The organism is Rhodoblastus sp. 17X3, from assembly GCF_030056575.1.
Taxonomy (GTDB): domain Bacteria; phylum Pseudomonadota; class Alphaproteobacteria; order Rhizobiales; family Beijerinckiaceae; genus Rhodoblastus.
The window spans coordinates 65,210-85,796 of record NZ_JASHHX010000011.1 but is presented as its reverse complement, the minus strand read 5'-3'; the positions used below and the strand labels follow the sequence as shown (position 1 = coordinate 85,796).

At 66.2% G+C, this 20,587-nt stretch carries 17 protein-coding genes; 9 read left to right on the top strand and 8 right to left on the bottom strand.

Annotated features, from left to right (window positions below; all coding sequences use genetic code 11):
* Nucleotides 1–8 precede the first annotated feature (8 nt).
* The 3 genes from QM467_RS11910 (at nt 9) to QM467_RS11900 (ending at nt 3,814) form a co-directional block, all read left to right on the top strand.
* Entirely contained in the window at nt 9–1,949 is a 1,941-nt protein-coding gene (locus QM467_RS11910; protein ID WP_283366545.1) for a PHA/PHB synthase family protein, read from the top strand.
* Nucleotides 1,950–2,167: 218 nt separating this feature from the next.
* Nucleotides 2,168–3,349 (top strand): NnrS family protein, encoded by a 1,182-nt coding sequence (locus QM467_RS11905; protein WP_283366544.1) that lies wholly within the window; start codon nt 2,168–2,170, stop codon nt 3,347–3,349.
* Between the two features lie 27 nt (nt 3,350–3,376).
* Nucleotides 3,377–3,814 carry a hemerythrin domain-containing protein gene (locus QM467_RS11900; RefSeq protein ID WP_283366543.1) on the top strand — a complete coding sequence of 146 codons (438 nt, stop codon included), beginning with the start codon at nt 3,377–3,379 and terminating at the stop codon, nt 3,812–3,814.
* 22 nt (nt 3,815–3,836) lie between these two features.
* Here QM467_RS11900 and trxA read toward each other — a convergent pair whose 3' ends face one another.
* The 3 genes from trxA to QM467_RS11885 all read right to left on the bottom strand — a co-directional run bounded on the left by trxA (nt 3,837) and on the right by QM467_RS11885 (nt 8,160).
* Nucleotides 3,837–4,283 carry a thioredoxin gene (gene trxA, locus QM467_RS11895; protein ID WP_446737769.1) on the bottom strand — a complete coding sequence of 149 codons (447 nt, stop codon included), beginning with the start codon at nt 4,281–4,283 and terminating at the stop codon, nt 3,837–3,839.
* 128 nt (nt 4,284–4,411) lie between these two features.
* A complete protein-coding gene (locus QM467_RS11890) occupies nt 4,412–4,654 on the bottom strand; it encodes a hypothetical protein (RefSeq protein WP_283366541.1) in 243 nt (80 codons plus the stop codon).
* A 104-nt stretch (nt 4,655–4,758) separates the two neighbouring features.
* Complete coding sequence (locus QM467_RS11885) at nt 4,759–8,160, bottom strand: acyl-[ACP]--phospholipid O-acyltransferase (protein ID WP_283366540.1); 3,402 nt, start codon at nt 8,158–8,160, stop codon at nt 4,759–4,761.
* A gap of 184 nt (nt 8,161–8,344) precedes the next feature.
* Between QM467_RS11885 and QM467_RS11880 the strand changes: the two genes are divergently transcribed.
* The gene (locus QM467_RS11880; protein ID WP_283366539.1) at nt 8,345–9,235 is read left to right on the top strand and encodes an AEC family transporter; all 891 of its coding nucleotides are present in this window, start codon (nt 8,345–8,347) and stop codon (nt 9,233–9,235) included.
* Here QM467_RS11880 and QM467_RS11875 read toward each other — a convergent pair.
* Nucleotides 9,193–9,675 carry a PAS domain-containing protein gene (locus QM467_RS11875; RefSeq protein WP_283366538.1) on the bottom strand — a complete coding sequence of 161 codons (483 nt, stop codon included), beginning with the start codon at nt 9,673–9,675 and terminating at the stop codon, nt 9,193–9,195. The two genes, QM467_RS11880 and QM467_RS11875, sit on opposite strands and share 43 nt — an antisense overlap.
* 131 nt (nt 9,676–9,806) lie before the next feature.
* On the opposite strand from QM467_RS11875, the gene QM467_RS11870 reads away from it, so the two are divergent.
* Together QM467_RS11870 and menA are read left to right on the top strand one after the other, a co-directional pair.
* Nucleotides 9,807–10,250, top strand: coding sequence for a type II toxin-antitoxin system RatA family toxin (locus QM467_RS11870; protein ID WP_283366537.1), 444 nt, complete (start codon nt 9,807–9,809; stop codon nt 10,248–10,250).
* Nucleotides 10,247–11,152: a 1,4-dihydroxy-2-naphthoate octaprenyltransferase gene (menA, locus tag QM467_RS11865; protein ID WP_283366536.1), complete on the top strand. Its 906-nt coding sequence runs from the start codon at nt 10,247–10,249 to the stop codon at nt 11,150–11,152. Before QM467_RS11870 ends, menA begins: the two co-directional genes overlap by 4 nt.
* A gap of 26 nt (nt 11,153–11,178) precedes the next feature.
* On the opposite strand, the gene QM467_RS11860 is transcribed toward menA, so the two are convergent.
* Complete coding sequence (locus QM467_RS11860; RefSeq protein ID WP_283366535.1) at nt 11,179–12,444, bottom strand: hypothetical protein; 1,266 nt, start codon at nt 12,442–12,444, stop codon at nt 11,179–11,181.
* Between the two features lie 296 nt (nt 12,445–12,740).
* Between QM467_RS11860 and hpnN the strand changes: the two genes are divergently transcribed.
* From hpnN to QM467_RS11845, 3 genes are all read left to right on the top strand, one after another.
* Nucleotides 12,741–15,347: a hopanoid transporter HpnN gene (gene hpnN, locus QM467_RS11855; RefSeq protein ID WP_283366534.1), complete on the top strand. Its 2,607-nt coding sequence runs from the start codon at nt 12,741–12,743 to the stop codon at nt 15,345–15,347.
* Between the two features lie 37 nt (nt 15,348–15,384).
* Nucleotides 15,385–15,615 (top strand): cysteine rich repeat-containing protein, encoded by a 231-nt coding sequence (locus QM467_RS11850; RefSeq protein ID WP_283366533.1) that lies wholly within the window; start codon nt 15,385–15,387, stop codon nt 15,613–15,615.
* An 86-nt stretch (nt 15,616–15,701) separates the two neighbouring features.
* Nucleotides 15,702–16,400 (top strand): DUF2147 domain-containing protein, encoded by a 699-nt coding sequence (locus tag QM467_RS11845; RefSeq protein ID WP_283366532.1) that lies wholly within the window; start codon nt 15,702–15,704, stop codon nt 16,398–16,400.
* A gap of 53 nt (nt 16,401–16,453) precedes the next feature.
* Here QM467_RS11845 and QM467_RS11840 read toward each other — a convergent pair whose 3' ends face one another.
* The 3 genes from QM467_RS11840 to QM467_RS11830 all read right to left on the bottom strand — a co-directional run bounded on the left by QM467_RS11840 (nt 16,454) and on the right by QM467_RS11830 (nt 20,581).
* Nucleotides 16,454–17,737, bottom strand: coding sequence for a phosphoribosyltransferase family protein (locus tag QM467_RS11840; protein WP_283366531.1), 1,284 nt, complete (start codon nt 17,735–17,737; stop codon nt 16,454–16,456).
* A 91-nt stretch (nt 17,738–17,828) separates the two neighbouring features.
* Nucleotides 17,829–18,719 (bottom strand): LysR family transcriptional regulator, encoded by an 891-nt coding sequence (locus QM467_RS11835; protein ID WP_283366530.1) that lies wholly within the window; start codon nt 18,717–18,719, stop codon nt 17,829–17,831.
* Nucleotides 18,720–18,745: 26 nt separating this feature from the next.
* On the bottom strand, nt 18,746–20,581 hold the full coding sequence (locus tag QM467_RS11830) for an AsmA family protein (RefSeq protein WP_283366529.1): 1,836 nt from the start codon (nt 20,579–20,581) through the stop codon (nt 18,746–18,748).
* Nucleotides 20,582–20,587 lie beyond the last annotated feature (6 nt).

The following is a 20,587-nucleotide window of genomic DNA, read 5'->3' as shown; positions in this document are numbered from 1 at the left end:
AACCGATCATGAGCGCTGAAGCTCCGTCGCCAAATGGCGCGCGGCGGCGCGCGCGGACAAAGGCCCCGGCGGCAATCGCGCCAGCTGAGGCCGCCGCGGGCGGCGCGCTCGCGCCTGTCCAGGTCACGAAGCGCCCGATCTCCGCGTCTCTCGCTATTCCGGCGGCCAATGTTGCGGTCCGACCGCTGGAGCGGAGCGTGCCGCCGCGCGCCGCTGGAACCGAAAAGACCGATCCGCCGGCTGCGCTCGATCGCCTGCTGCATGCGGGCCTCGCGCGCTACACCATGGGGCTGTCCCCGGCGTCGTTGTGGCTGGCCTATGCCGATTGGGCGTCGCATTTTCTGGCTTCCCCGGCCAAGCAGCAGCAATTGGCGCAAAAAGGGCTTCGCAAGGCCATCCGTTTCGCCAACCATGTTGCGCGCGCCTGCGGCAACCCCGCTGGCGAACCCTGCATCGAGCCTCTGCCGCAGGATTCGCGCTTCAAGAGCGAAGCGTGGAGCAAGCCGCCGTTCTGCTTCTTCCAGCAATGGTTTCTTCTCAACCAGCAATGGTGGCACAATGCGACGACCGGGATCGGCGGCGTCTCGCCGCATCACGAGCAGGTCGTCAATTTCATGGGGCGGCAGGCGCTCGACGTGGTCTCGCCGGTCAATTTCATCGCCACCAATCCGGACGTTCTCCAGGCCACGCTCGCGGAAGGCGGGCAGAACCTCATTCGCGGCGCGATGAATTTCTGGGCCGATTGGGAGCGGGAGGCGGGCGGCAAGCCGCCTATCGGCGCCGAGAAATTCCGCCCCGGCGAAGCGGTCGCTGCGACCCCCGGCGCGGTGGTCTATCGCAATCGTCTGATCGAACTCATTCAATACAAGCCGGCGACGACCGAGGTTCAGGCCGAGCCGGTGCTGTTCGTCCCGGCCTGGATCATGAAATATTACATTCTCGACCTCTCGCCGGGGAATTCGCTGGTCAAATATCTGGTCGATCGCGGCCATACAGTCTTCATGATTTCCTGGCGCAATCCGGACGCCGAAGACCGCGATCTCGGCTTCGACGACTATCTGCGCCTCGGCGTGCTGGAGGCGCTCAAGGCCATCCAGGCCATCGTCCCGGGCCAGCAGGTCAATGCGGTCGGCTATTGCCTCGGCGGCACGTTGCTGTCGATCGCCGCCGCCTGGCTCGCCGAGCAGGGCAGCGAGGCGCTCAATTCCGTGACGCTCTTCGCGGCGCAGACGGATTTCACCGAAGCGGGCGAGTTGACCCTGTTCATCGACGACAGCCAGCTGAGCTTCCTCGAAGACGTCATGTGGGAGCAGGGCTATCTCGACGCCAAACAGATGGCTGGAACCTTCCAGCTGTTACGGTCGAGCGACCTCATCGGCTCGCGCATCGTGCAGGAATATCTGCTGGGCCGCCGCGCGCCGATGAACGATCTGATGGCGTGGAACGCTGACGGCACCCGCTTGCCCTATCGCATGCACAGCGAATATCTGCGCCGACTTTTCCTCGACAACGACCTGTTCGAGGGTCGCTATCGCGTCGAGGGCGGCGAGCCCATTTCTCTCGGCGATATTCGCGCGCCGCTGTTCGTGGTCGCGACGGAAAAGGACCATGTCGCGCCGTGGCGCTCGGTGTACAAGATCAACCTGCTGGAGGATGTCGACACGACCTTCGTGTTGACGAGCGGCGGCCACAACGCCGGGATCGTCAGCGAGCCGGGCCACAAGGGCCGCAGCTATCGCGCATCCCACCGCCCGGCGGGCGCGCAATACGCCAGTCCCGATAGCTGGCGCGACGCCGCCAAAGTCGAGCAGGGCTCGTGGTGGCCGGCCTGGGTGGCCTGGCTGGAGCGGCAATCGCACGGCCGTGCGGAGCCGCCGCCGCTGGGCGCGCCGGAAAAGGGCTATCCAGTCCTTGAAGCGGCGCCGGGGAGCTACGTGCTACAGCCCTGAGACGGCGCTGGGCCTAAAGCGATCCCGAAGCTGTGTTTGGGCGCGACGAAGAGCCCGGGAATATGCGCGCCCTCCGGCTTTGGGCATGGAGCCCGCTGGCGCGAGTTCAGGTCGAGTGGCTCCATGCAAACGCCCCTGAAAACGCCGATTGTTTGTCCGCGCACAAGGTCGCGAAGACCCGGAAGGTTTAGCCGAGGGAGCGCAACCAGGGAAATGTCATGTCCGAAATCAGAAGCCGACGTCGCTATGCCGGGCCAGCCTTGTTCAGCTATGGCTTCCGGCCGTTCTTCCTTGCCGGCGCGCTTTGGGCGGTCGTCGCGGTCATGGTCTGGCTGCCGCAATATTTCGGAGAACTGACCCTCGCCAACGCTTTCCAGCCCATGGATTGGCACGCCCATGAGGCTTTGTTCGGCTATGGCGCCGCTGTTGTGGCCGGCTTTCTCCTGACCGCCGTGCCGAACTGGACCGGCCGTCTGCCATTGCAGGGGCGTCCGCTGCTGCTGCTCTTTTCGGTCTGGCTTGCGGGCCGCGTGGCGGTGGCGCTATCGGGCCAGATTGGGTGGGCGCTGGCGGCGCTGGTCGATTGCGCCTTTCTCGCGCTGCTCTGCGCCGCCATGGCGCGCGAAATTCTTGCTGGCAAGAACAAGCGAAATCTGCGGGTGCTGATCGTCGTCACGCTGCTTCTCGTCGCCAATGCCGCCTTTCATATCGAGGCGCATCTGACCGGCGACGCCGCGCATGGCCGGCGCTTCGCTCTTGCGGTCATCATCGCGCTCATCATGCTGATTGGCGGCCGCATCGTGCCGAGCTTCACCCATACTTTTCTTCAGCGTCGCGGCGCAGGGCGGCTGCCGCAGACCTTCGTGCGCTTCGACGGAATTTGCATGGCTGTTTCTGTCGCTTCGCTGATCGGCTGGGTGCTGGCGCCCGAGAACAGGGCGGTCGGATTGGCCCTGATCGCGGCTGGCCTCCTGAATGCCGCGCGGCTGGCGCGCTGGGCGGGCGACCGAGCCGCGGGCGATCCGCTGGTGGCGATCCTGCACCTTGCTTTTCTTTTCGTGCCGATCGGCTTCGTGCTGAGCGGGCTGGCCGCCTTTGTTCCGGCGGTTCCGGCGAGCGCCGGAATCCACGCCTGGGGCGTGGGCGCGATCGGCGGAATGACTCTCGCCGTGATGACGCGCGCCAGCCTCGGCCATACCGGGCGCGCGCTGCATGCGGGATGGGGAACGAAATTCGTCTACGCCGCCGTGTTGCTCGCCGCCGCCACGCGGATCTGTGCGGCCCTGGCGCCGCAGGCGAGCTTCGTCCTGCTCCACGTCGCCGCTTTCGCCTGGGTCGCGGCTTTTCTAGGCTTCGCCCTCGTCTATGGCCCGGCTTTGCTGCGGCCCCGCCTTGACTGACCGGTCCCATTCGCTGAAGAGGATCGCATGAAACTGCCCCAATTGCTCCAATTGCCTCAATTGCCTCAATTGCCTTTGGGCGTCCGCGTCATGGACGAGGACCATTACGCCCTTGAACAGATGTTCGCCCGCACGCCGAAGATCGCGGACGACGGCCTGACGGCGCATCTCGACGCCATTGTCGCGGAACTGGCCGCGCATTTCGCGCGCGAGGAGGCGGAAATGGAGCGGGTCGGCGTCCCGGTCCTGCCGTGTCATCGCGGGCAGCATGCCGCGCTGCTCGCCGAAGCGGAGGCGCTGCGCGAGGCCTTCGCGCTGGCCGAGCCACGAATGCGCCGGCATCTGATCGGCTTCACGCTGGCGCAGAAGATGGCGAATCATATCGCCAGCGTCGATCAGATTTCTTCGCAGTTTTTCGACGAAAAGATCGATTATTCGAAAATGGAGTCCTGCGGCGCCGCCTGAGCCATCGGGGGACGGCGCGGGATCAGGCGCGCTGCATGTGGCTCTGCGCCCAGTGGACGATCGCATTGGCGTTGGTCGCTCCCGCCTGGCGCGCGATTTCCTTGCCTTCCGAGATCATGACGAGCGTCGGGATGCTGCGGATGGAAAAACGTGCGGCGGTTTCGCGCAGCTTTTCCGTATCGACCTTGATGAAACGCGCCGACGCGTCAAGCTGCCTGGCGGCGGCGGCGAATTGCGGCGCCATCGCCTTGCACGGTCCGCACCATGCCGCCCAGAAGTCGACGACGATCGGCAGGCTGCTGCGCGCCACATGTTGCTGGAAAGCGGCGTCGTCCCTCGCCTCGATAACGCCCGGAAACAGCGGCGCGCCGCAGGCGCCGCAATCGGGCCGCGACCCGCCCGCGAGCTTTTCCCGGCCGGCGCGGTTCACCTTGCCGCATTGCGGGCATACCACCAGAATATCGCTCAACATCCGTCTCCGTCGGGGTTCCGGCGCCGCAGGCGCGCGCTTTTACGGCCTGTCTTGCCAATCCGGGCGGAGATATTCACTCGGGCCGGAACATTCCATATCCGGTCCTCGCGAATTCGGACGAAGCGCTAGGAATGGAGGTCGTGCGGCGCGTCATCCGGCAGTTCAGCCAATGTCTGCACAATTTCGCGGCAGTCGTGATCGGCCTTTTCGGCGTCGAGCGACGCCCGGACCTGATCGGCAAGGGGGGCGCCGTTTCGCTTCAGCCATTCGACGCGGGCGGCGTGATGGCTGGATATTTCCGCATATTTATCTGCTTTGCGGCGGAGATAGCTGCTTCTTTTGGCCTGGAACTGGATAATCTCACACATGGCTCGCCTCTCTCATTCCATGTGTGCAGCGCAGCAAAATCGGCGCCACTTTTCTCAAGAAATCCTTATTTTTGATCCGTAACGCCTTGTTGGGGTGGCGACCGCTAAGCGGCGCCTGCCTGATCGGCCAGCCGGGCCAAGACCAGGGTGGTCAAGGCCGGGTAATCCGTCTTGCCAGAGCCAAGCAGCGGCAGCTTGTCGATCACCAGCACCTGCGCCGGGAACATCAGCTCTGACGCGCCTTGCGCCTTCGCCGCCGCCATGAAATCGGCGCGGCTGGCGCCCGGATGATCCGTGCAGAGGATGATCCTTTCGCCCTTGCGCGGATCGGGCAGGGCGACCGTGGCCAGTTTGGCGTCAGGCCAGCGGAGCGCGGCGAGAGTCTCCACCGCCGCAAGCGAGATCATCTCGCCGCCGACCTTGGCGAAGCGCTTGGCGCGGCCCTTGATGGCGACAAAACCCTGCGCGTCGATGGCCACGATGTCGCCGGTGTCGTGCCAGCCCTCCGGCGGCGGCTCCAGCACACCCGGCCGCTCGGCGCGCAGATAGCCGAGCATGATATTGGGGCCGCGCACATGCAGGCGCGCGCCGTCGTCGATGCCCGCGATTTTTTCGAGCTTCGGCTCCACGCCCGGACATAGCCGCCCCACCGTTCCGAAGCGGTTGAACATCGGCGTGTTGAGGGCGAGGATGGGCGAGGTTTCGGTCACGCCATAGCCTTCGAGCAGGCGCAGGCCGAACTTCTCCGCATAGAGCCGGCGGGTGGATTCCTTCACCGCCTCCGCGCCCGCGATGATGTAGCGCAGCGAGCGCAGGTCGTAAGGGTGGGCCGAGCGGGCGTAGCCGTTGAGCAGCGTATCGGTGCCAAACAGGATGGTGGCGTTGGTCGCGTAGATCAGCTCCGGAATCACGCGATAATGCAGCGGCGAGGGATAAAGATAGATCGGCACGCCCGAAACCAGCGGCAGGACGAGGCCGCCCGTCAGGCCGAAGGAATGGAAAATCGGCAGCACGTTGAACAGCCGGTCGTCGCGGCCGAAATCGATCCGCGAGGCGGCCTGCGCCACATTGGACAAAAGGTTCCGATGCGACAGCACGACGCCCTTGGGCGCGCCCTCCGAGCCGGAGGTGAACAGGATGACCGCGCGATCTTGAGGTTTGGCCGGAACGATCGGCGCGCCGCAGCGGACAAAGGCGTGCAGCTTTTCGAAGGTCGAGATCTTGTCGCGCAGGTCCTCCAGATAGAGGAAGTCGATCTTTTCGCCGACGCGCTCGACCAGATTTTGCAGCTTGGCCTTTTCGATGAAGGCATAGGACGTGACGATGGTCTTCACTTCCGCCGCCGCGCAGGCGGAAAGGACATTGGCCGGACCGGCGCTGAAATTGATCATCGCGGGCGGGCGGTTGGCGGAGACAAGGCCCAGAAAGGCCGCGCCGGCGCCATTGGCGTTGGGCAGCATCAGGCCGATGGATTGGCCTGCGGGAGCGAGAGGCGCGAATTGCTCGCCGAGCAGGCGCGCCCCGATCAGCAGCTTGCGATAGGACAGGGCGGGGGAGGCCGGGTCCTCCAGTGCGATCCGGCCCATGCCGTGCTTGCGCGCCGCCGCCGCGACGGCGGTGAAGATCGTCTGGTCGAGATCGGCGGTGCGGAAAAAGAGATCGGACATGATCTCATAGAGCGCGGCGCCCGCCGCCTGCCGCCGCGCCTTGCCGCGCAGGTTTGCGTCCACCTTGAGTTCGACCGGCTCCAGAAAGGTCAAGGTGACCTTGTGCAGCAGGCGGCGCGGGGCCTGACGGCGCGAAAGGCGCGAAAAGATCGAGGACTCCAGCCCTTCAATGCGGGCGGGGACGACCTTGCGGCCGGATTTTTCCGCGATCAGTCCGGCGCCGTCATAGACCTTCATCAGCGTGCCGGTGACGGTGAGGCGGCCCTCTGGAAAGATGATAAGGGTCTCGCCATTGCGGACGGCGTGGATCAGGCTGCGCGTGGCCATCGGCTTGGTCGGATCGAGCGGAATGGCGCGCACAAAATGCAGGAAGGGCTTCACCCACCAGCGCTGCGCAATGCTGGAATCGATGGCGAAGACCGGATCATGGTCGAGCACCGAGAGCGCCAGCGCCGCGTCGAGAAAGCTGACATGGTTGAGCGCGATGATCGCGTTGGGGCCCGCCTTGGCGATATTGTCGCGGCCCTTCACCTCAAGGCGGTAAAAGGCGACGAACAGGATCGAGAGGAAATCGCGCATCGGGTTCGTCGGCAGCCGCGCCAGCATCCAGACGGCGCTGATCGCCGCGACGAGCGCCATCAGGCCAAACACGCCATCGAGGCCGAGGCCGCCGGCCTGGAGCAGCGCGACGGCGAACGCGCCGACGACCATGAAGGCGGCGTTGAGAATATTGATGGCGGCGACGACGCGCGCGCGCTTTTCAATCGGCGCCCAGGCCTGCGCGGCGGAAAAGCTCGGCACCGCCAGCACGCCGCCCGCCAGGGCCATGCCCGCGAGATCGAAACTCACGCGCCAGGCGGCGGGGTTCTGGAAAAAGGCGCTGACGCTCAACTGCGTGGCGGCAGGCGGCATGGAATGGAGGGCGAACGCAAGTTCGGCGGAGAAAAAGCCCAGGGCCAGGGTCGCCAGCGGCGCGGGCAGCAGCATGATGCGGCCGCTGCACAGGAAGGAGCCCAGCCCTGAGCCCAGCGCGACCGAAATCGCGAAGACTCCGAGATAGATGCTGACCACCATCTCCTCGCCGCCCATGCGCATTTTGATCATCGGCGGCAGGACGGACAGGGCGATGGCGCCGAACATCCAGAACAGGCTGACCATCACGCCCGCGCGCCAAAGTCGCTTATCGGCCCAGAGATCGCTCAGGAGGTCGCGGGTGGAACGGAAGATGTTGGAATCGATGCGCAGGTCCGGCGCTTCGTTTCCGGTCGGCGGAATGAAGCGGCTGGCGACATAGCAGGCCAGCGCGACCAGCAGCATGGCGGCGGAAATTTTGGTCGGGTCGCCGCCGTCGCGCGAGGCGAGCGCGGCCACGATCGTGCCGAGCAGGATGGCGATGAAGGTCGCGCCCTCGATCAGGGCGTTGCCCGCGGGCAGTTCCGATTTTTCGAGATGGTCCGGCAGGATGCCGTATTTGATGGGGCCGAACAGGGTCGAGATGATCCCGAACAGGGCCAAAGCGCCAAAAAGCAGCGGCACGGATTGCTCGACGAAACCAACCACGGCGACCAAAGCGGCGACGCATTCGGCCAGCTTCAGCCTTTGCGCGATCATCGCCTTGTCGTAGCGGTCGGCCAGCTGGCCGCCGAGGCCGGACAGGATGAAAAAGGGCAGGATGAACACCGCGCCCGCCAGAGTGATCAGGGATTCCGCATGGGGCCCCGACAATTTGTACATGATCAGGAAGATCAGCGCGTTCTTCAGGAAATTGTCGTTGAAGGCGGAGAGGAATTGCGTCCAGAACAGGGGCGCGAAACGTTTTTGGGCCAGAAGCGAAAACATAAGACTCTCCGAGGACGGGCGCGATTAGGCCCCGCCGATCGTAAAAAAACAATCCGCCCTCCGGCGGCTTGCAGCCGCGCCGCCGCGGGCGCTAGGTTTGCGGGGCTGAATCGGCGCGCGGGCGCCGGGCGGCAAATTTCACCAGCGGCGAGGGCGCCTTGTCCGAAATTCCGGCGTTTTGGCCATGGGCGTGACGCTGCTCGCCTCGCTTGCGGGGATCGCCGCGCCAGTCATGCTCGTCACGGGCGCCGGCTATGTCTGGCGCTGGCGCGGGCTGCCATTCGATCATGAATTCGTCACGCGCATCGTCACGCGGCTGGGCGCGCCGGCGCTGGTTTTCGTGACGCTGTCAAAGACGCAGTTCGCCCTGTCCGATCTGTGGCGCATGGGCGGGGCGAGCCTCGCCTGCCTGATCCTCTTCGCCCTCATTGCGGCGCCGGCCTTGCGTCTCGCGGGCCTGTCGCAGCGGGTCTATCTGCCGTCGCTGGTCTTTCCCAATATCGGCAACATGGGCCTGCCGATCTGCCTGTTCGCGTTCGGCCAGCGCGGCCTCGCGCTGGCGATGATCTATTTTACGGTCACGACCATCGGCCAATTCAGCTTCGGCCCAGCGATCGCGCGCGGCAAGGTCACGCTGGGCGGGTTGTTTCGCGCGCCCTTTCTTTACGCCGCAATCGTGGCCGTGGTCTGCGCCCAGATCGGCTTTGTCGGGCCGAAATGGCTGACCGACACGCTGACCATGGTCGGCAATGTCACCATCCCACTGATGCTGCTCGGCCTTGGCGCCGCACTGGCGGAATTCCGCGCCACCAACAAGGCGCGGCAGACGGTTCTGGCTTTGTCGCGGATCGGAATGGGCGTCGCGGGCGGGGCCTTCGTCGCCTGGCTGTTCGGCATGAGCGGAATCGAGCGCGGCGTGCTGATCGTGCAAAGCTCCATGCCGGTGGCGGTGTTCAACTATCTCTTCGCCCGGATGTATGGCGCCGATCCCGATGAGGTCGCCGGCCTCGTCCTGCTCTCGACGCTCGCCTCTTACGTCACGCTGCCGCTGGTCGTCGCCTTCGCCATGAGCTGAGCGGCGCGCTCCAGTTCGGCGAGCCTTTTCCGCAGCGCGCGGCTTTCCTCGAAACGCGCGGTGACATCGCGCATGATCGCCGCCATTCCCTCGGGCGCGCCGGAGGCGTCGCGCATCAGCACGATGCTGAATTCGATCGAGATGCGCCGCCCGTCGCGGGTGAGGGCGGGAACGGCGAGGAGCTCGCCCGCGCCATAGCGCGTCTCTCCAGTCGCCATGGTCTTGCGGAAGCCCTCGTCATGCCGCGCGCGCAGCGAATCCGGAATGATGATCTCCAGCGGCTTGCCGACCGCCTCCTCCTGCGCGAAGCCGAAGATGCGTTCGGCGCCGGGGTTCCAGAACGTGATGATCCCGTCGCGATCCACGGCGAGAATGGCGTCGCCGCCGGTGGCGAGCAAGGCTTCGGCGAGCAGGGAATGGGCGACTTGTTCGAGACTCATGGCGCGCTCGCTGTTCGAAGAATCCTGGCGCTGGGCGGAGGGCTTGCCCGAGGTTACAATTCCCGCGCGCCCGGAAAGTTGCGCTTCCGCAAATAGCACGGATCTTCGGTTGGAGCGGCGAAAGGAGAGCGATGCGGCGCAAATTCACGAAATTCTTCCCGCATGACGCGCCGTCAAGACTATTCGCTCTCGTCAACGACATCGAATCCTATCCGGCGTTCATCCCCCATTGCCGACGCGCGCGCATCCTTTCGCGCGACGGCGGGGTGCGGCGGGTGGAGAACGCCTTCGGACTAGGGCCGTTGCGCCTATCCTTCGTCAGCGAGGCGCGTGAAGATCCGCCGCGCGAACTGGTGATCCAGTCACGGCTGGGGGCGCTCCGCGCCTTCCGCCTGCGCTGGCTGTTCGAGCCGGAGGGCGAGGGCTGCCTTTTGTCCTGCGACCTCGATCTGGAATTTTCTTCCTCCGTCCTGAACGCGCTGGCGCCGCTCGCCGCGAGCGAGTTCGAGCGCAGTGTGATAGTGGCTTTCGAGCGCCGCGCCGCCGCGTTGCGGCTGCAAAAGGAACCGACATGAGCGTGAGCCAAAGCCCGGACCTCCCGTCGCGCCTCCGCGTCTGGATCGCCGCCGCACGGCCGCGCACGCTCTCCATGGCGCTGGCGCCGGTCTTCGTCGGCGCCTGTTTCGCTCACGCTTTTGCGGGCCGGGTGTATTTTCCTCCAATATTTGTCGCGGCGCTTTCCGCCATGTGCATCCAGATCGCGACCAATCTGTTCAATGACGCCGGGGATTTCGAGCGCGGCGGCGACGGGCCCGACCGCCTCGGCCCGAAACGCGCCGCCGCCAGCGGCCTGCTCGCGCCGGGCGAGATCAAGCGTGCGGCTTTCGGCTGTTTCGCGCTCGCCGCGCTCGGCGGACTCTATCTGGCCGTCGTCGGCGGGTGGCCGATCGTGGCGCTTGGCGCGCTTTCGCTCCTGTCCGGCTGGGCCTACGCCTGCGGTCCGGCGCCGATTTCCTACACGCCGCTTGGCGAATTATTCGTCATCGCCTTTTTCGGTTTCGGCGCCGTGGGCGGGACCTATTGGCTCGCTGCGGGCGCGCTCGCGCCCGAGCCAATGCTGGCGGGGCTCGCGCTCGGCCTGTTCGCGGCGGGCGTGCTGATGGTCAATAATGTCCGGGACGCCGCCGCCGACGCCCGCGTCGGGCGCCGGACCCTGGCCATTGTCGCCGGTCCGCGCGCTTCACGCATCTTGTTCGCGGCCATGATGGCGGGGCCCTTCCTTTTGCTCGGCGTGCTGATCGCCCTCGCGCCGCAGCGCACGCTCTGGCTCGCCTTTGGCGCGGCGCCTTTAGCCTTGGCGCAGGCAAAAAGACTTTACGCCACGCCCCCGGGGCAGGAGCTGAACGCCGTGCTGGCGCGCACAGCCCAGACCCAGGCGCTGTTCGCGTTCCTGCTCGGCCTTGGCGCCCTGGCCTGAACGTTATGCGCCGCTGAGGACGAGTGCTAATCCGCCGCCGCGATTTCGCTCCACAGGCTGAAGGCTTCCAGCAGATCGTCCGCCAGAGGCTGGAAGGCGGCGGCGAAATTGCGGCCTTCGCTCAAACGTTCCGCCACGTCATTGACCGGCGGCGCGCTCAGGGAGAGGCGCAGGGCCTTCATGGCGCCGATGCGCAAGGGCGCCCCGACGTGAACCGGCCGTCCGCGCGCCGCCCAGCCGCCGCGACGGGCGCCGGGTTCCGCGAGGGCGCGGCGCAAGGGTTCGGTCTTGAGCGGGCGGCCCCGCTCGTCGAAGGTCAGGATTGGGAAGATCATGCGCGATTCCTCCGCGCGCCAGCCATCGTCGATCAGCTTCAGCGCGGGCGCTCCGGCAAGGTGGCGGCGGATTTCGCGCGCGAAGGCGGCGGCGATTTTCGCGCGCGGCTCAGGCGCGAGCGCGAAAAATGTTTCCAGCTCCGCCAGCGCGCATTCCCAGCGCAGACCGAGGCCAAGATCGGCGAGCGCGGAAAATTCGCCGCGCATGCGGTCGCGCAGGTGCGGCGGCCAGTCCATCGCGGCCGAACGCGTGGCGACGAGGTCCGGAAGCGCGAAAGTTTCAATCCGCTCAGCCAATCCGGGGGGAAGCAGCAGCGCGGCGGCGCCCGGAGGCGCGCCCGCGAAGGTCGAGCCCGAAAGCAGAACGGCGAAGTCCGCGCGAAGATCCGCAGCGATGCGCTGCGGGGCGCAACGCATCTGGCGCGCGTCGATCAGGACCAGCACCCGACCGGGAAAGGACGCGGCAATGGCCTCGGCGGCGGCGCGCGTCGGGCCAGCCAGCCCGCTTTCCGAACAATCGGCCAGATGGAGGGCGACGTCGCGGCCTTGTGCGATCGCTTCGGCGGCCAGACGCGCCGCCTCGGCGTCGACTGCGTCGGCGTCCCGGGGCAGGCCGTAGCGGTCGCGGAGCGCAAAGGCCGGGTTGTTTGGCTCGGAGTCTCCGGGACGTTCGGGCGAGGCCGCCGCGATGCGGACGACCGGCCGCGCCAGCGCGGCGCGCGCAAGGGCGTCGAAAATATCTTCGGCCCCGGACTCGGACCGGGCCAGAATGGCGTCGCAGCCGGGCGCGCCAAACAGAGCTGCAATACGTCCGCGCAGCTCTTCGAACCATTGGGGCAGGGGACGCGCGGCGCCTGTCGTCAGGCCTGCGAAAGCGGCTTCCGCCGCCGCATGGCCTCGGGCCGCCGGAGCCATGGCCTCGCAGCCGGAGAGCCAGATATCTCCAGAGCCGCCCATTCTTTCGTAGGGGGCAAACAGGAAATGATCCAACGCGGCGCGCGACCCGGCGGGGGCCGAATCCGCCCTGGGGTCTCGCGCGCGCGATGAAAAAACGGGATGTTGCAATGCTTGGGTTCGGCTTTTCACGGAATTCCGACCAGACGCCGCCAAGGGCGCGAACTTTCCTGTAACCCGTGGGCGCCTTCGGATTGGTTAACATTTCCCGCCGCGACGCGCGCCGCGCAGGCGAGGCCCAATCTTTCCGCGCGCTTTCGCTTGATTTCGCACGTTTATTACGCAACTCTCCCGCGCCCATGCTTACCACGACCATCGTCCGAATCGTCGAATTTTGCGTCCGCCATGCGCGCGGCGTGACGGTGGCGTTTTTGTTGCTCGGACTGGGCGCGGGCTTCTACACGGCAGCCCATTTCAACATCAATTCGGACGTCAACGACCTCCTTTCCAACGATCTCGCCTGGCGCAAGCGCGAAAAGGCTTTCGAGAACGCCTTCCACCGCCTGAAAATGCTTTACGCGGTGGTCGAGGCGCCAACGCCGGAGCTGACGGCGCAAGCCTCGACCGCGCTGGCGAACCGGCTGGCGGAGGACAAGGCGCATTTCTCGGACGTCGCCTATATCGCGGGCCTGCCCTTTTTCGCTCAGAACGGCCTGCTGTTCCTGCCGACCGACGCTTTGCGCGAAACCCTGGACGGGTTGGAGCAGGGGACGCCCCTTATTCAGGATCTCGCGTCGGACATGAGCCTGGTCGGGCTTGTCGCCGGGCTGGAGGACGGCCTGCTCGGCGTCACGTCCAACCGGGTGAAGCTCGACCAGATGACCGGGCTGCTGGAGGCCGCGGCAACCACCGTCGAGGCCGTCAACGCCGGCCATCCCGCGACCTTCTCCTGGCGGGTCGTCACGCAAGGGCGCCCCGCCACGCCGGGCGAATTGCGCGGCGTAATTCAGCTGCGTCCGGCGATGGATTATTCGTCCGTGCAGCCGGGCCTCGCCGCCAGCATGAGATTGCGCGAGGCCGCAGCCGAAATTCTTCCCGCCTATGGGGCGAATGTGCGCCTGACCGGCCCGGTCGCCATGGCCGACGAGGAATTTGGAACCATCAAGGAGCACGCCGCGCGCGACGGAACCATCACGGCGGCGATCGTCCTGTTCATCCTCTGGCGCGCGCTGCGCTCGGGCCGCCTCATCCTTGCGGTCGGAATCAATCTTCTCGTCGGCCTCGCCGTCACCGCCGCGCTCGGGCTGGCTATGGTCGGCTCGTTCAATCTGATCTCCGTCTATTTCGCGGTGCTGTTCGTCGGCATCGGCGTGGATTTCGGCATTCAGTTCAGCGTCCGCTACCGGGCCGAGCGCCATGAGATCGACGATCTTGGCGCCGCCATTTCGCGCGCTGCGCTCTATTTTGGCGCGCCGCTGACCCTCGCCGGACTGGCGACAGCGGCGGGCTTCATGTCTTTCCTGCCGACGGACTACAAGGGCGTGTCGGAGCTCGGCCAGATCGCGGGCGTCGGCATGCTGGTCGCTTTCGCGGTGAGCGTGACCTTCCTGCCGGCGCTGATCGCCCTGTTCAACCCTCCCGGCGAGCCGGAGCCGCTCGGCTTTGCGCAGCTTGCGCCGGTCGACAGATTCATGTCGCGCCATCGCGTCGGCATCATAGCAGGCACGGCTCTGGTCGTCGTCGCGGGCCTGCCGCTGCTTTTTTGGCTGCGTTTCGACTTCAACCCGATCAATCTGCGCGATCCGCACACCGAATCGGTCGCCACTTTTCTCGAACTCGCGCGCGACCCGGACAATGGCGTCTATGCCGTCCAGGCCATCGCGCCGACCCTCGAACAGGCCGACAAGATCGCCGCCGAGTTGGCGGCGCTGCCCGACGTCGCTGAGGCGCGCACGCTTTCCAGCTTCATCCCCCGCGATCAAGAGCAGAAGCTCGCCCTGATCGCCAAGGCGGCGACCAAACTGCTGCCGGCGCTGGAGCCTAAAACGCCGCAGGCGCCTATGGTCGACGCCGAAAATATCGACGCCTTGAAGGAGGCGGCGGAACAGCTGGTCGAGGCCGCCGACGCCCCGCAGAACGCGGCGCAGAAAACCGGCGGCGCGGCGGCGCGGCGGCTCGCGGCCGCGTTGGAGACGCTTGCGTCGGCCCCGCCGGACAGGCGCGAGGCGGCCCGGGCGGCTCTGGTCGATCCACTGGCCTTCGACTTCGCCAATCTCCGCAAGGCCTTGCGCCCGCAGGTCGTCACCCGCGAGAACCTGCCCGAGGTGTTGGTGCGCGACTGGATGACGCCCGCCGGCGGCGCCCGCATTTCGGCCACGCCCAAGGACAATTCAGGCGATCCGAACAATCTGCGCTCCTTCGCGCGCGCCGTGCTCAAGGTCGAGCCGGAGGCCATTCTGGGGCCGGTGTCGATTCTGGAAGCGGGCGACACCGTCGTCAGCGCCTTCGTCGAGGCCGGGGCGCTGGCGCTCGTCTCGATCGCTGTCATTCTGATGCTGGTGCTCAAGAAGCCGCGAGACGTGGCGTTGACGCTCATCCCGCTGGCGCTTGCGGGCGTCGTGACCATGGAGATCATGGTCCTGATCGGCATGCCGCTGAATTTCGCCAATATCATCGCGTTGCCGCTTCTGCTCGGCGTCGGCGTCGCCTTCAAGATTTATTACATCATGGCGTGGCGGCAGGGGCAGACAGACCTGCTCCAGACCAGCCTGACCCGCGCGGTGATCTTTTCAGCGGCCACCACAGCGACCGCCTTCGGCAGTCTGTGGTTTTCCAGTCATCCCGGCACGTCCAGCATGGGAAAATTGCTGGCCTTGTCGCTGGCCTGCACTTTGGCCGCCGCCGTTTTGTTCCAGCCCATCCTGATGGGCAAGCCCCCGAAAGCCGAACGCCCAGAGAATGTCTGAATTCGGCTTTAAACGTGCAAGAATTGGAGGAAGATTCATGAAGATTCGGGTTGTGGCGTTTTCACTCGCGTTACTGAGCCTTTCCGGCGGCGCCGCCTTCGCCGGCGGAACCAAGGAACAAGACGCCGCCTGCCGTCCGGACGTTCGCAAATTCTGTCACAAGATTGCGCCGGACGCCGGCGACGGCGCCTTTCTCTCCTGCCTGCAGGAGAACAGAGCCAAATTGTCCAAGCCTTGCCGCGAGATGCTCGAAAGCAATGGCGTTTGATTTTTTTGTCCCCGTCTGAATTTTTCCATGGATCGCTGGCAGGATCGCGCATCCTCCGCGTCGCGCAGAACCTCAGGAGAGCGCTCATGCGCCCAACATCAGGCTCCAAACAAAACGCGCGGCTTCCGCGCGCCTTTTCCGGTCTTGGCGTTACGCTCGGGCTGTCGCTTGGCGTTTCTCTCGGCGCAACCGCGCTGATGCTGACGACGGGCTTTTCCGCCGTCGCGGAGACGGTTAAGCCCCCGCCGGCCGCTGCCGCCGCACATGTGGAAGGCCCGCTGCTCACAGGTTTCTGGCAGGCCTATAATGATGACGGGCGCCCCGGCGGCGTGTTCTATTTCTATGAAAAAAACGGGTTTTATGAGGGTCGCCTGGTCAAGGCCGTGACCTATCCGGAGGAGCCGCCGGACGATCCGTTGTGCAAGGCCTGCACCGGCGAAAAGAAGAACCAGCCGATGATGGGTCTCGTGATCGTCTATGGCATGAAGCGCCATGGCGCCGCGAAATATGAGGACGGGCATATCCTCGATCCGCGCGACGGCAAGGTCTGGAGCGCAGAGCTCGACGTCACCCCGGACAACAAGAAGCTCAACCTGCGCGGCTATATCGGTACGCCTTTGCTGGGCCAGACCCGCGTCTGGACGCGCCTGCCCGACGAGACGATGGCGCCTGCGGATATTCCCGGCGAGCCGATCGCGGCGCTGGGCGGCGTTCAGGGCAAGAAACCCGTGGCGACCCCGGCGGCGGCGCCGGCAGCGAAACCGGCGGCGTCCAAGGCGCAATAACGGCCAATATTGGCGCTCCGGCGTCGGGGTCCGGCGCAGGAAGCGCGTCCGCGTCAGCTCCCGCTCTTGAACTCCTCCATCAGCGCGACGACCTCGGCGTCATCGAGCTGGTGGAATTCGCGGTAGAACTGGCCGACGCCATAGAAATCCGCCGGCGCAGCGAGGCAGACGACCTCGTCCACAATGCCGCCAAGGCGCTCCAGCGAGTCGGGCGGCGCGACGGGAACGGCCAGAATCAGTTTTTGCGGCATGCGGCGTCTGAGCGCGTGGATCGCAGCCTCCATGCTTGCTCCCGTCGCGATGCCGTCATCGACCAGTATCGCGGTCCGGCCGCGCGCGGAGATGGGCGGCGCGTCGCCGAGATAGGCGGCGCGGCGGCGCTCGATCTCCGCAAATTCGGGCGCCGCGAGAAGGCGGATTTCGGCTTCGCCGATCCCAAGCGCGTGCGCGATCTCCCGGTTGATGATAATTTCCGGCTTGTCGCCGTTCACGGCGGCGCCGAGCGCAAGCTCACGATTTTGCGGCGCCCCGATCTTGCGCGCCAATATGAGGTCAAGCGGCGCGCCAAGCGAGCGAGCGATCTCGGCGCCGACTGGAACGCCGCCGCGCGGCAGGGCGTAAACGACAGGGCGGGAGGGCGCCCGCCGGACGAGGGCGTTGGCGAGAATGAGGCCCGCCGCAACCCGGTCGCGGAACAGAACCGGGCGGGGGCGCAGATGGCGGTTGAACCATTCGGCGGCGGCCGCCAGAACCTGCTCCAGCGCGCCCGGCTCCTCGAATAAATGGCTGGCGCCGGGAACCAGTTTCAATTCCGTCGGCCCGAGGCATTGTCTCTGCGCGGCGCGATTGAGCTCCAGAACCTCGCGATCCTCGCCGCCGACGATGAACAGCGCGGGCGCGGACAGGGCGCCGAGCCAGGTTTCGGCAAGGTCCGGCCGACCGCCGCGCGAAACCAGCGCGGAGACCTCGTCTTTGCGGGCGACCGTGGCGTGAATCGCGGCCGCCGCTCCGGTGCTGGCGCCGAATAGCCCGATCGGCGCGGCGAAGACCCTTTCGTCATGGCGCGCCCAGTCGATCGCCTCGGCCATGCGCGCGCCGAGCAGAGGGATATCGAAGACATTGCGCCGGTCGCGCGCTTCCTCCTCCGAGAGAAGATCAAACAGCAAAGTGGCGTAGCCGGCGGCGTTGAGGGCTTCGGCGACGCGGCGATTACGCGGGCTGAAGCGGCTCGACCCGGAGCCATGAGCGAAAATGATGAGGCCGCGCCGATCGGGCGGCAGGGCGAGGTCGCCGGGCAGGGCTTCGCGCCCGAGGAGGATTTCGACATGCGGCGTCACGGCGGTCCTCCGGGGAAAGCGAAGCGATTGAACCACAAGCGCTCGGGCGCGGGCAATGTTCCGATTTTTTCCGGCTTTGCGGCTTGAGGCTTCAATCGGGCGGGGGTAAAGGCGTCGCTGTCTGCATCAGCTTTCGCGCCAGCGGCGGCGCCGGGTTTCGGTCGGCGACGACAAGCCCGACCATGCGACGCGCTTCCGGCTCGATCAGCTTCAGCGCCTTGACGCCCTGTGGCGGTCCGAACAGTTCCAGCACTTGCGTCGACGCGATGCTGTTGACGCCGGGCAAAGCCGCATGGGTGCAGAGATTGAAGATGGAGTTGGTTTCCATCGCCGGCTTGAGCGTTTTGCCGATCGAGCGGAAAATGCCGTCGATGATGCGGCGGTTCTGCATGTCGCCCGTGAGCAGGCAGAGCTTCAGCTCGGCCGCCTCGGCCCAGGTGATCGACGTGCGGTCGCCGAGCGGGCCGTCGGCGCGGGTCAGCAGGCAATAGGTTTCCGCATAGATCGGCTTGGCCACGACGCCGGGCAGCGGTTCGTTGTCGAGATAGGTCATGCCGGCGTCGAGTTCGAAATTCGCCAGCCGCTCCAGGATCTGCCCCGAGGTCAGCGACAGCACTTCGAGCGTCACCGTCGGACAGGCGGCGCAGAAGGGCGCCGTGACATGGACAGCGAGCGGCAAGGCGGTGGGAATGACGCCGAACCGCAGCTTGCCGGTCAACCCATCGCGCGCCTCGGCGACTTCTGCGCGCATCATCTCGATTTCGACGAGCACGCGGCGCACGCGGGAAAGGACGATCTCGCCCTCCGCCGTCAGGCCCTGAAAGCGCGGGTCGCGTTCGATCAGAAGCACGCCGAGTTCGTCCTCCAGTTGCGCGACGGCGGAGGAGAGGGTCGGCTGCGAGACATTGCAAAGCTCCGCCGCGCGGCGGAAATGCTTTTCGCGCGCGAGGGCGTCCAGATATTCGAATTGCCGAATGAACATGGCGAGCCCCGGTGAAGCACCTTGTTTTAGTTTTGCGGCGGTGGCGTTGGCGTCGGCGTGGGCGTGGGCGTGAGCGCAGGCTTGGGCAGCAGCGGCGCCGCGGCGTCCGAACGCCGGATCAGGCCGAGGGCGTCGGGGGTCAGCGCCGCGTCGTCCCAGCCGCCGGACAAGGCGAAGCCAATTTGCAGCGGCTTGCCGTCGGGCGCGGCGGCCGGCGCGCGGGTGGCGATGGCGTGCAGATCCACCGTGCGATCAGGGATCTGCGCCCGCGCCGAGAAGGCGACGGTGGTGTGATCGTCGCGCGCCAGACCGTCCTCAATCTCGGCCTGGCCCTGGACGATATTGAATTTCGCGGACAGGCGGTCGAATGAGGTGCGCCCTGAGCGCAATTCGACGCCGGCGGAAAGCGGCTGCCGCTCCAGCCGCCGGAAGGCGAGTCCGAGGTCGATGCCATAGATCTCGCCCGATTCCACCGTAAAGTCGCCGCGCGCATCAAGCCGGCTGGCGAGATCGTAGAAGGAATCGCCGCCAGTCTCGAAACTGACATTCGCGAGCGCGGCGCCGGAAAGCGACTGGCGCCTGAACACGTCCCAGAACAAGGCGGCGACGTCGATCTTTTCGGCTGAGGCGGAGCCGCGCACATCAACTCCCTCGGGGCTTTCGGCGATGATCGCGCGAGCGTGGGCGAGGCCGGAATAGGCCGATGCTCCGGCGAGCGACAGGTCGAGCCTGCCGTTTTTGAGGATCGCCGAAACGGCGACATTGTCGGCCTGGAAGTCGCCCAGACGCGCATGGCTCGCGGAAAGGCGCAGGTCGAGGTCCGCCGCGCCGAGATGGGAGGGGGTGAAATTGTCGCGGCTCCACTGTCCGCCGGAAATCGGGGCGGGAACATTCTCGAACATCGGGGCGAGATTGACGTCGGACCCGGCCAGGGTCGCGGCGATCAGCGGCCTCTGCCCGTCGAGCCGGACGGAGGCGGCGCCGTCGAGCGAGTTGCCGTCGACAGTGATGGCGATCGGCGCGATCGAAAAGAGGCTTTGATCGAGCGTCGCGTCGCCCTTGATCGAGAAATTGCGATAATGGCCCGGCAGCGGCAGGGTGAGGCCGAACCATTGCGTGACCTGGCGCAGAGACGGCGCGACCCCAGCTATCCTGCCCCGGAAATGCAGCTTGGGCGCCAAGGCAAAGGCGCCGTTCATATTGATCTGCACGGCCTCGCCATCGGCGCGCAAGGTGATGGGGCTTTCCTCGCCGCGCGGAAGATTGTCGGGCTTGGCGACCCAGAGGGCGAAGCGGGTCGGCGCGCGGTCGTCGCCGAGCAAGGGCAGCACGCAATGTCCGGTGAGTGCAACCGGCGCGCTGGCGCGGCTGAATTCGAGCCGCGCTTCGCAAAAATCGGCGATCATTTCGGGCTTTTCGCCCGCGCCGCGGCGCAAAAGCGCTCGGCCATTGGTCACTTCGATGTCGCCCGGCGGCGTCCGCAACATGCCCGGAAGGCCCGCGCCGAGCATCGAGCGCGAGGGGTCGAGGGTGACGACGGCGTCGGCGAGGGTCACCCGGGCGAGGTCGAGCCGCCGCGTGAACAGGCCGGCGAGGCCGAGGTCGACGCGCAGGCTCGACGCCGTGACGGCCGCGAGGCCGTCGTCGAAATCGAGACTGACGTCATAGATACGGATATGGGGTCGCGGCAGCATCGCGAAGACCGAGCGTCCGTGCGAGACCAGCCGCGCGTTGGACGCGGATTTGATTGCCCTCTCGATGGCGTCGATCTGCGCGCTTTGCGAGACGGTCCAGGGAGCGGCGGCCAGCGCGACCAGTGCGGCGACGACGGCGGCCAGAACCCATCTGATGTTGAATTTCATGGCGAC

Excerpts from the sequence above, each read along its gene's own strand:
- QM467_RS11910 (WP_283366545.1), top strand. The coding sequence starts at position 9 with ATGAGCGCTGAAGCTCCGTCGCCAAATGGCGCGCGGCGGCGCGCGCGG.
- QM467_RS11905 (WP_283366544.1), top strand. The coding sequence starts at position 2,168 with ATGTCCGAAATCAGAAGCCGACGTCGCTATGCCGGGCCAGCCTTGTTC.
- QM467_RS11900 (WP_283366543.1), top strand. The coding sequence starts at position 3,377 with ATGAAACTGCCCCAATTGCTCCAATTGCCTCAATTGCCTCAATTGCCT.
- QM467_RS11890 (WP_283366541.1), bottom strand. The coding sequence starts at position 4,654 with ATGTGTGAGATTATCCAGTTCCAGGCCAAAAGAAGCAGCTATCTCCGC.
- QM467_RS11885 (WP_283366540.1), bottom strand. The coding sequence starts at position 8,160 with ATGTTTTCGCTTCTGGCCCAAAAACGTTTCGCGCCCCTGTTCTGGACG.
- QM467_RS11880 (WP_283366539.1), top strand. The coding sequence starts at position 8,345 with ATGGGCGTGACGCTGCTCGCCTCGCTTGCGGGGATCGCCGCGCCAGTC.
- QM467_RS11875 (WP_283366538.1), bottom strand. The coding sequence starts at position 9,675 with ATGAGTCTCGAACAAGTCGCCCATTCCCTGCTCGCCGAAGCCTTGCTC.
- QM467_RS11870 (WP_283366537.1), top strand. The coding sequence starts at position 9,807 with ATGCGGCGCAAATTCACGAAATTCTTCCCGCATGACGCGCCGTCAAGA.
- menA (WP_283366536.1), top strand. The coding sequence starts at position 10,247 with ATGAGCGTGAGCCAAAGCCCGGACCTCCCGTCGCGCCTCCGCGTCTGG.
- QM467_RS11860 (WP_283366535.1), bottom strand. The coding sequence starts at position 12,444 with ATGGGCGGCTCTGGAGATATCTGGCTCTCCGGCTGCGAGGCCATGGCT.
- hpnN (WP_283366534.1), top strand. The coding sequence starts at position 12,741 with ATGCTTACCACGACCATCGTCCGAATCGTCGAATTTTGCGTCCGCCAT.
- QM467_RS11850 (WP_283366533.1), top strand. The coding sequence starts at position 15,385 with ATGAAGATTCGGGTTGTGGCGTTTTCACTCGCGTTACTGAGCCTTTCC.
- QM467_RS11845 (WP_283366532.1), top strand. The coding sequence starts at position 15,702 with ATGCGCCCAACATCAGGCTCCAAACAAAACGCGCGGCTTCCGCGCGCC.
- QM467_RS11835 (WP_283366530.1), bottom strand. The coding sequence starts at position 18,719 with ATGTTCATTCGGCAATTCGAATATCTGGACGCCCTCGCGCGCGAAAAG.
- QM467_RS11830 (WP_283366529.1), bottom strand. The coding sequence starts at position 20,581 with ATGAAATTCAACATCAGATGGGTTCTGGCCGCCGTCGTCGCCGCACTG.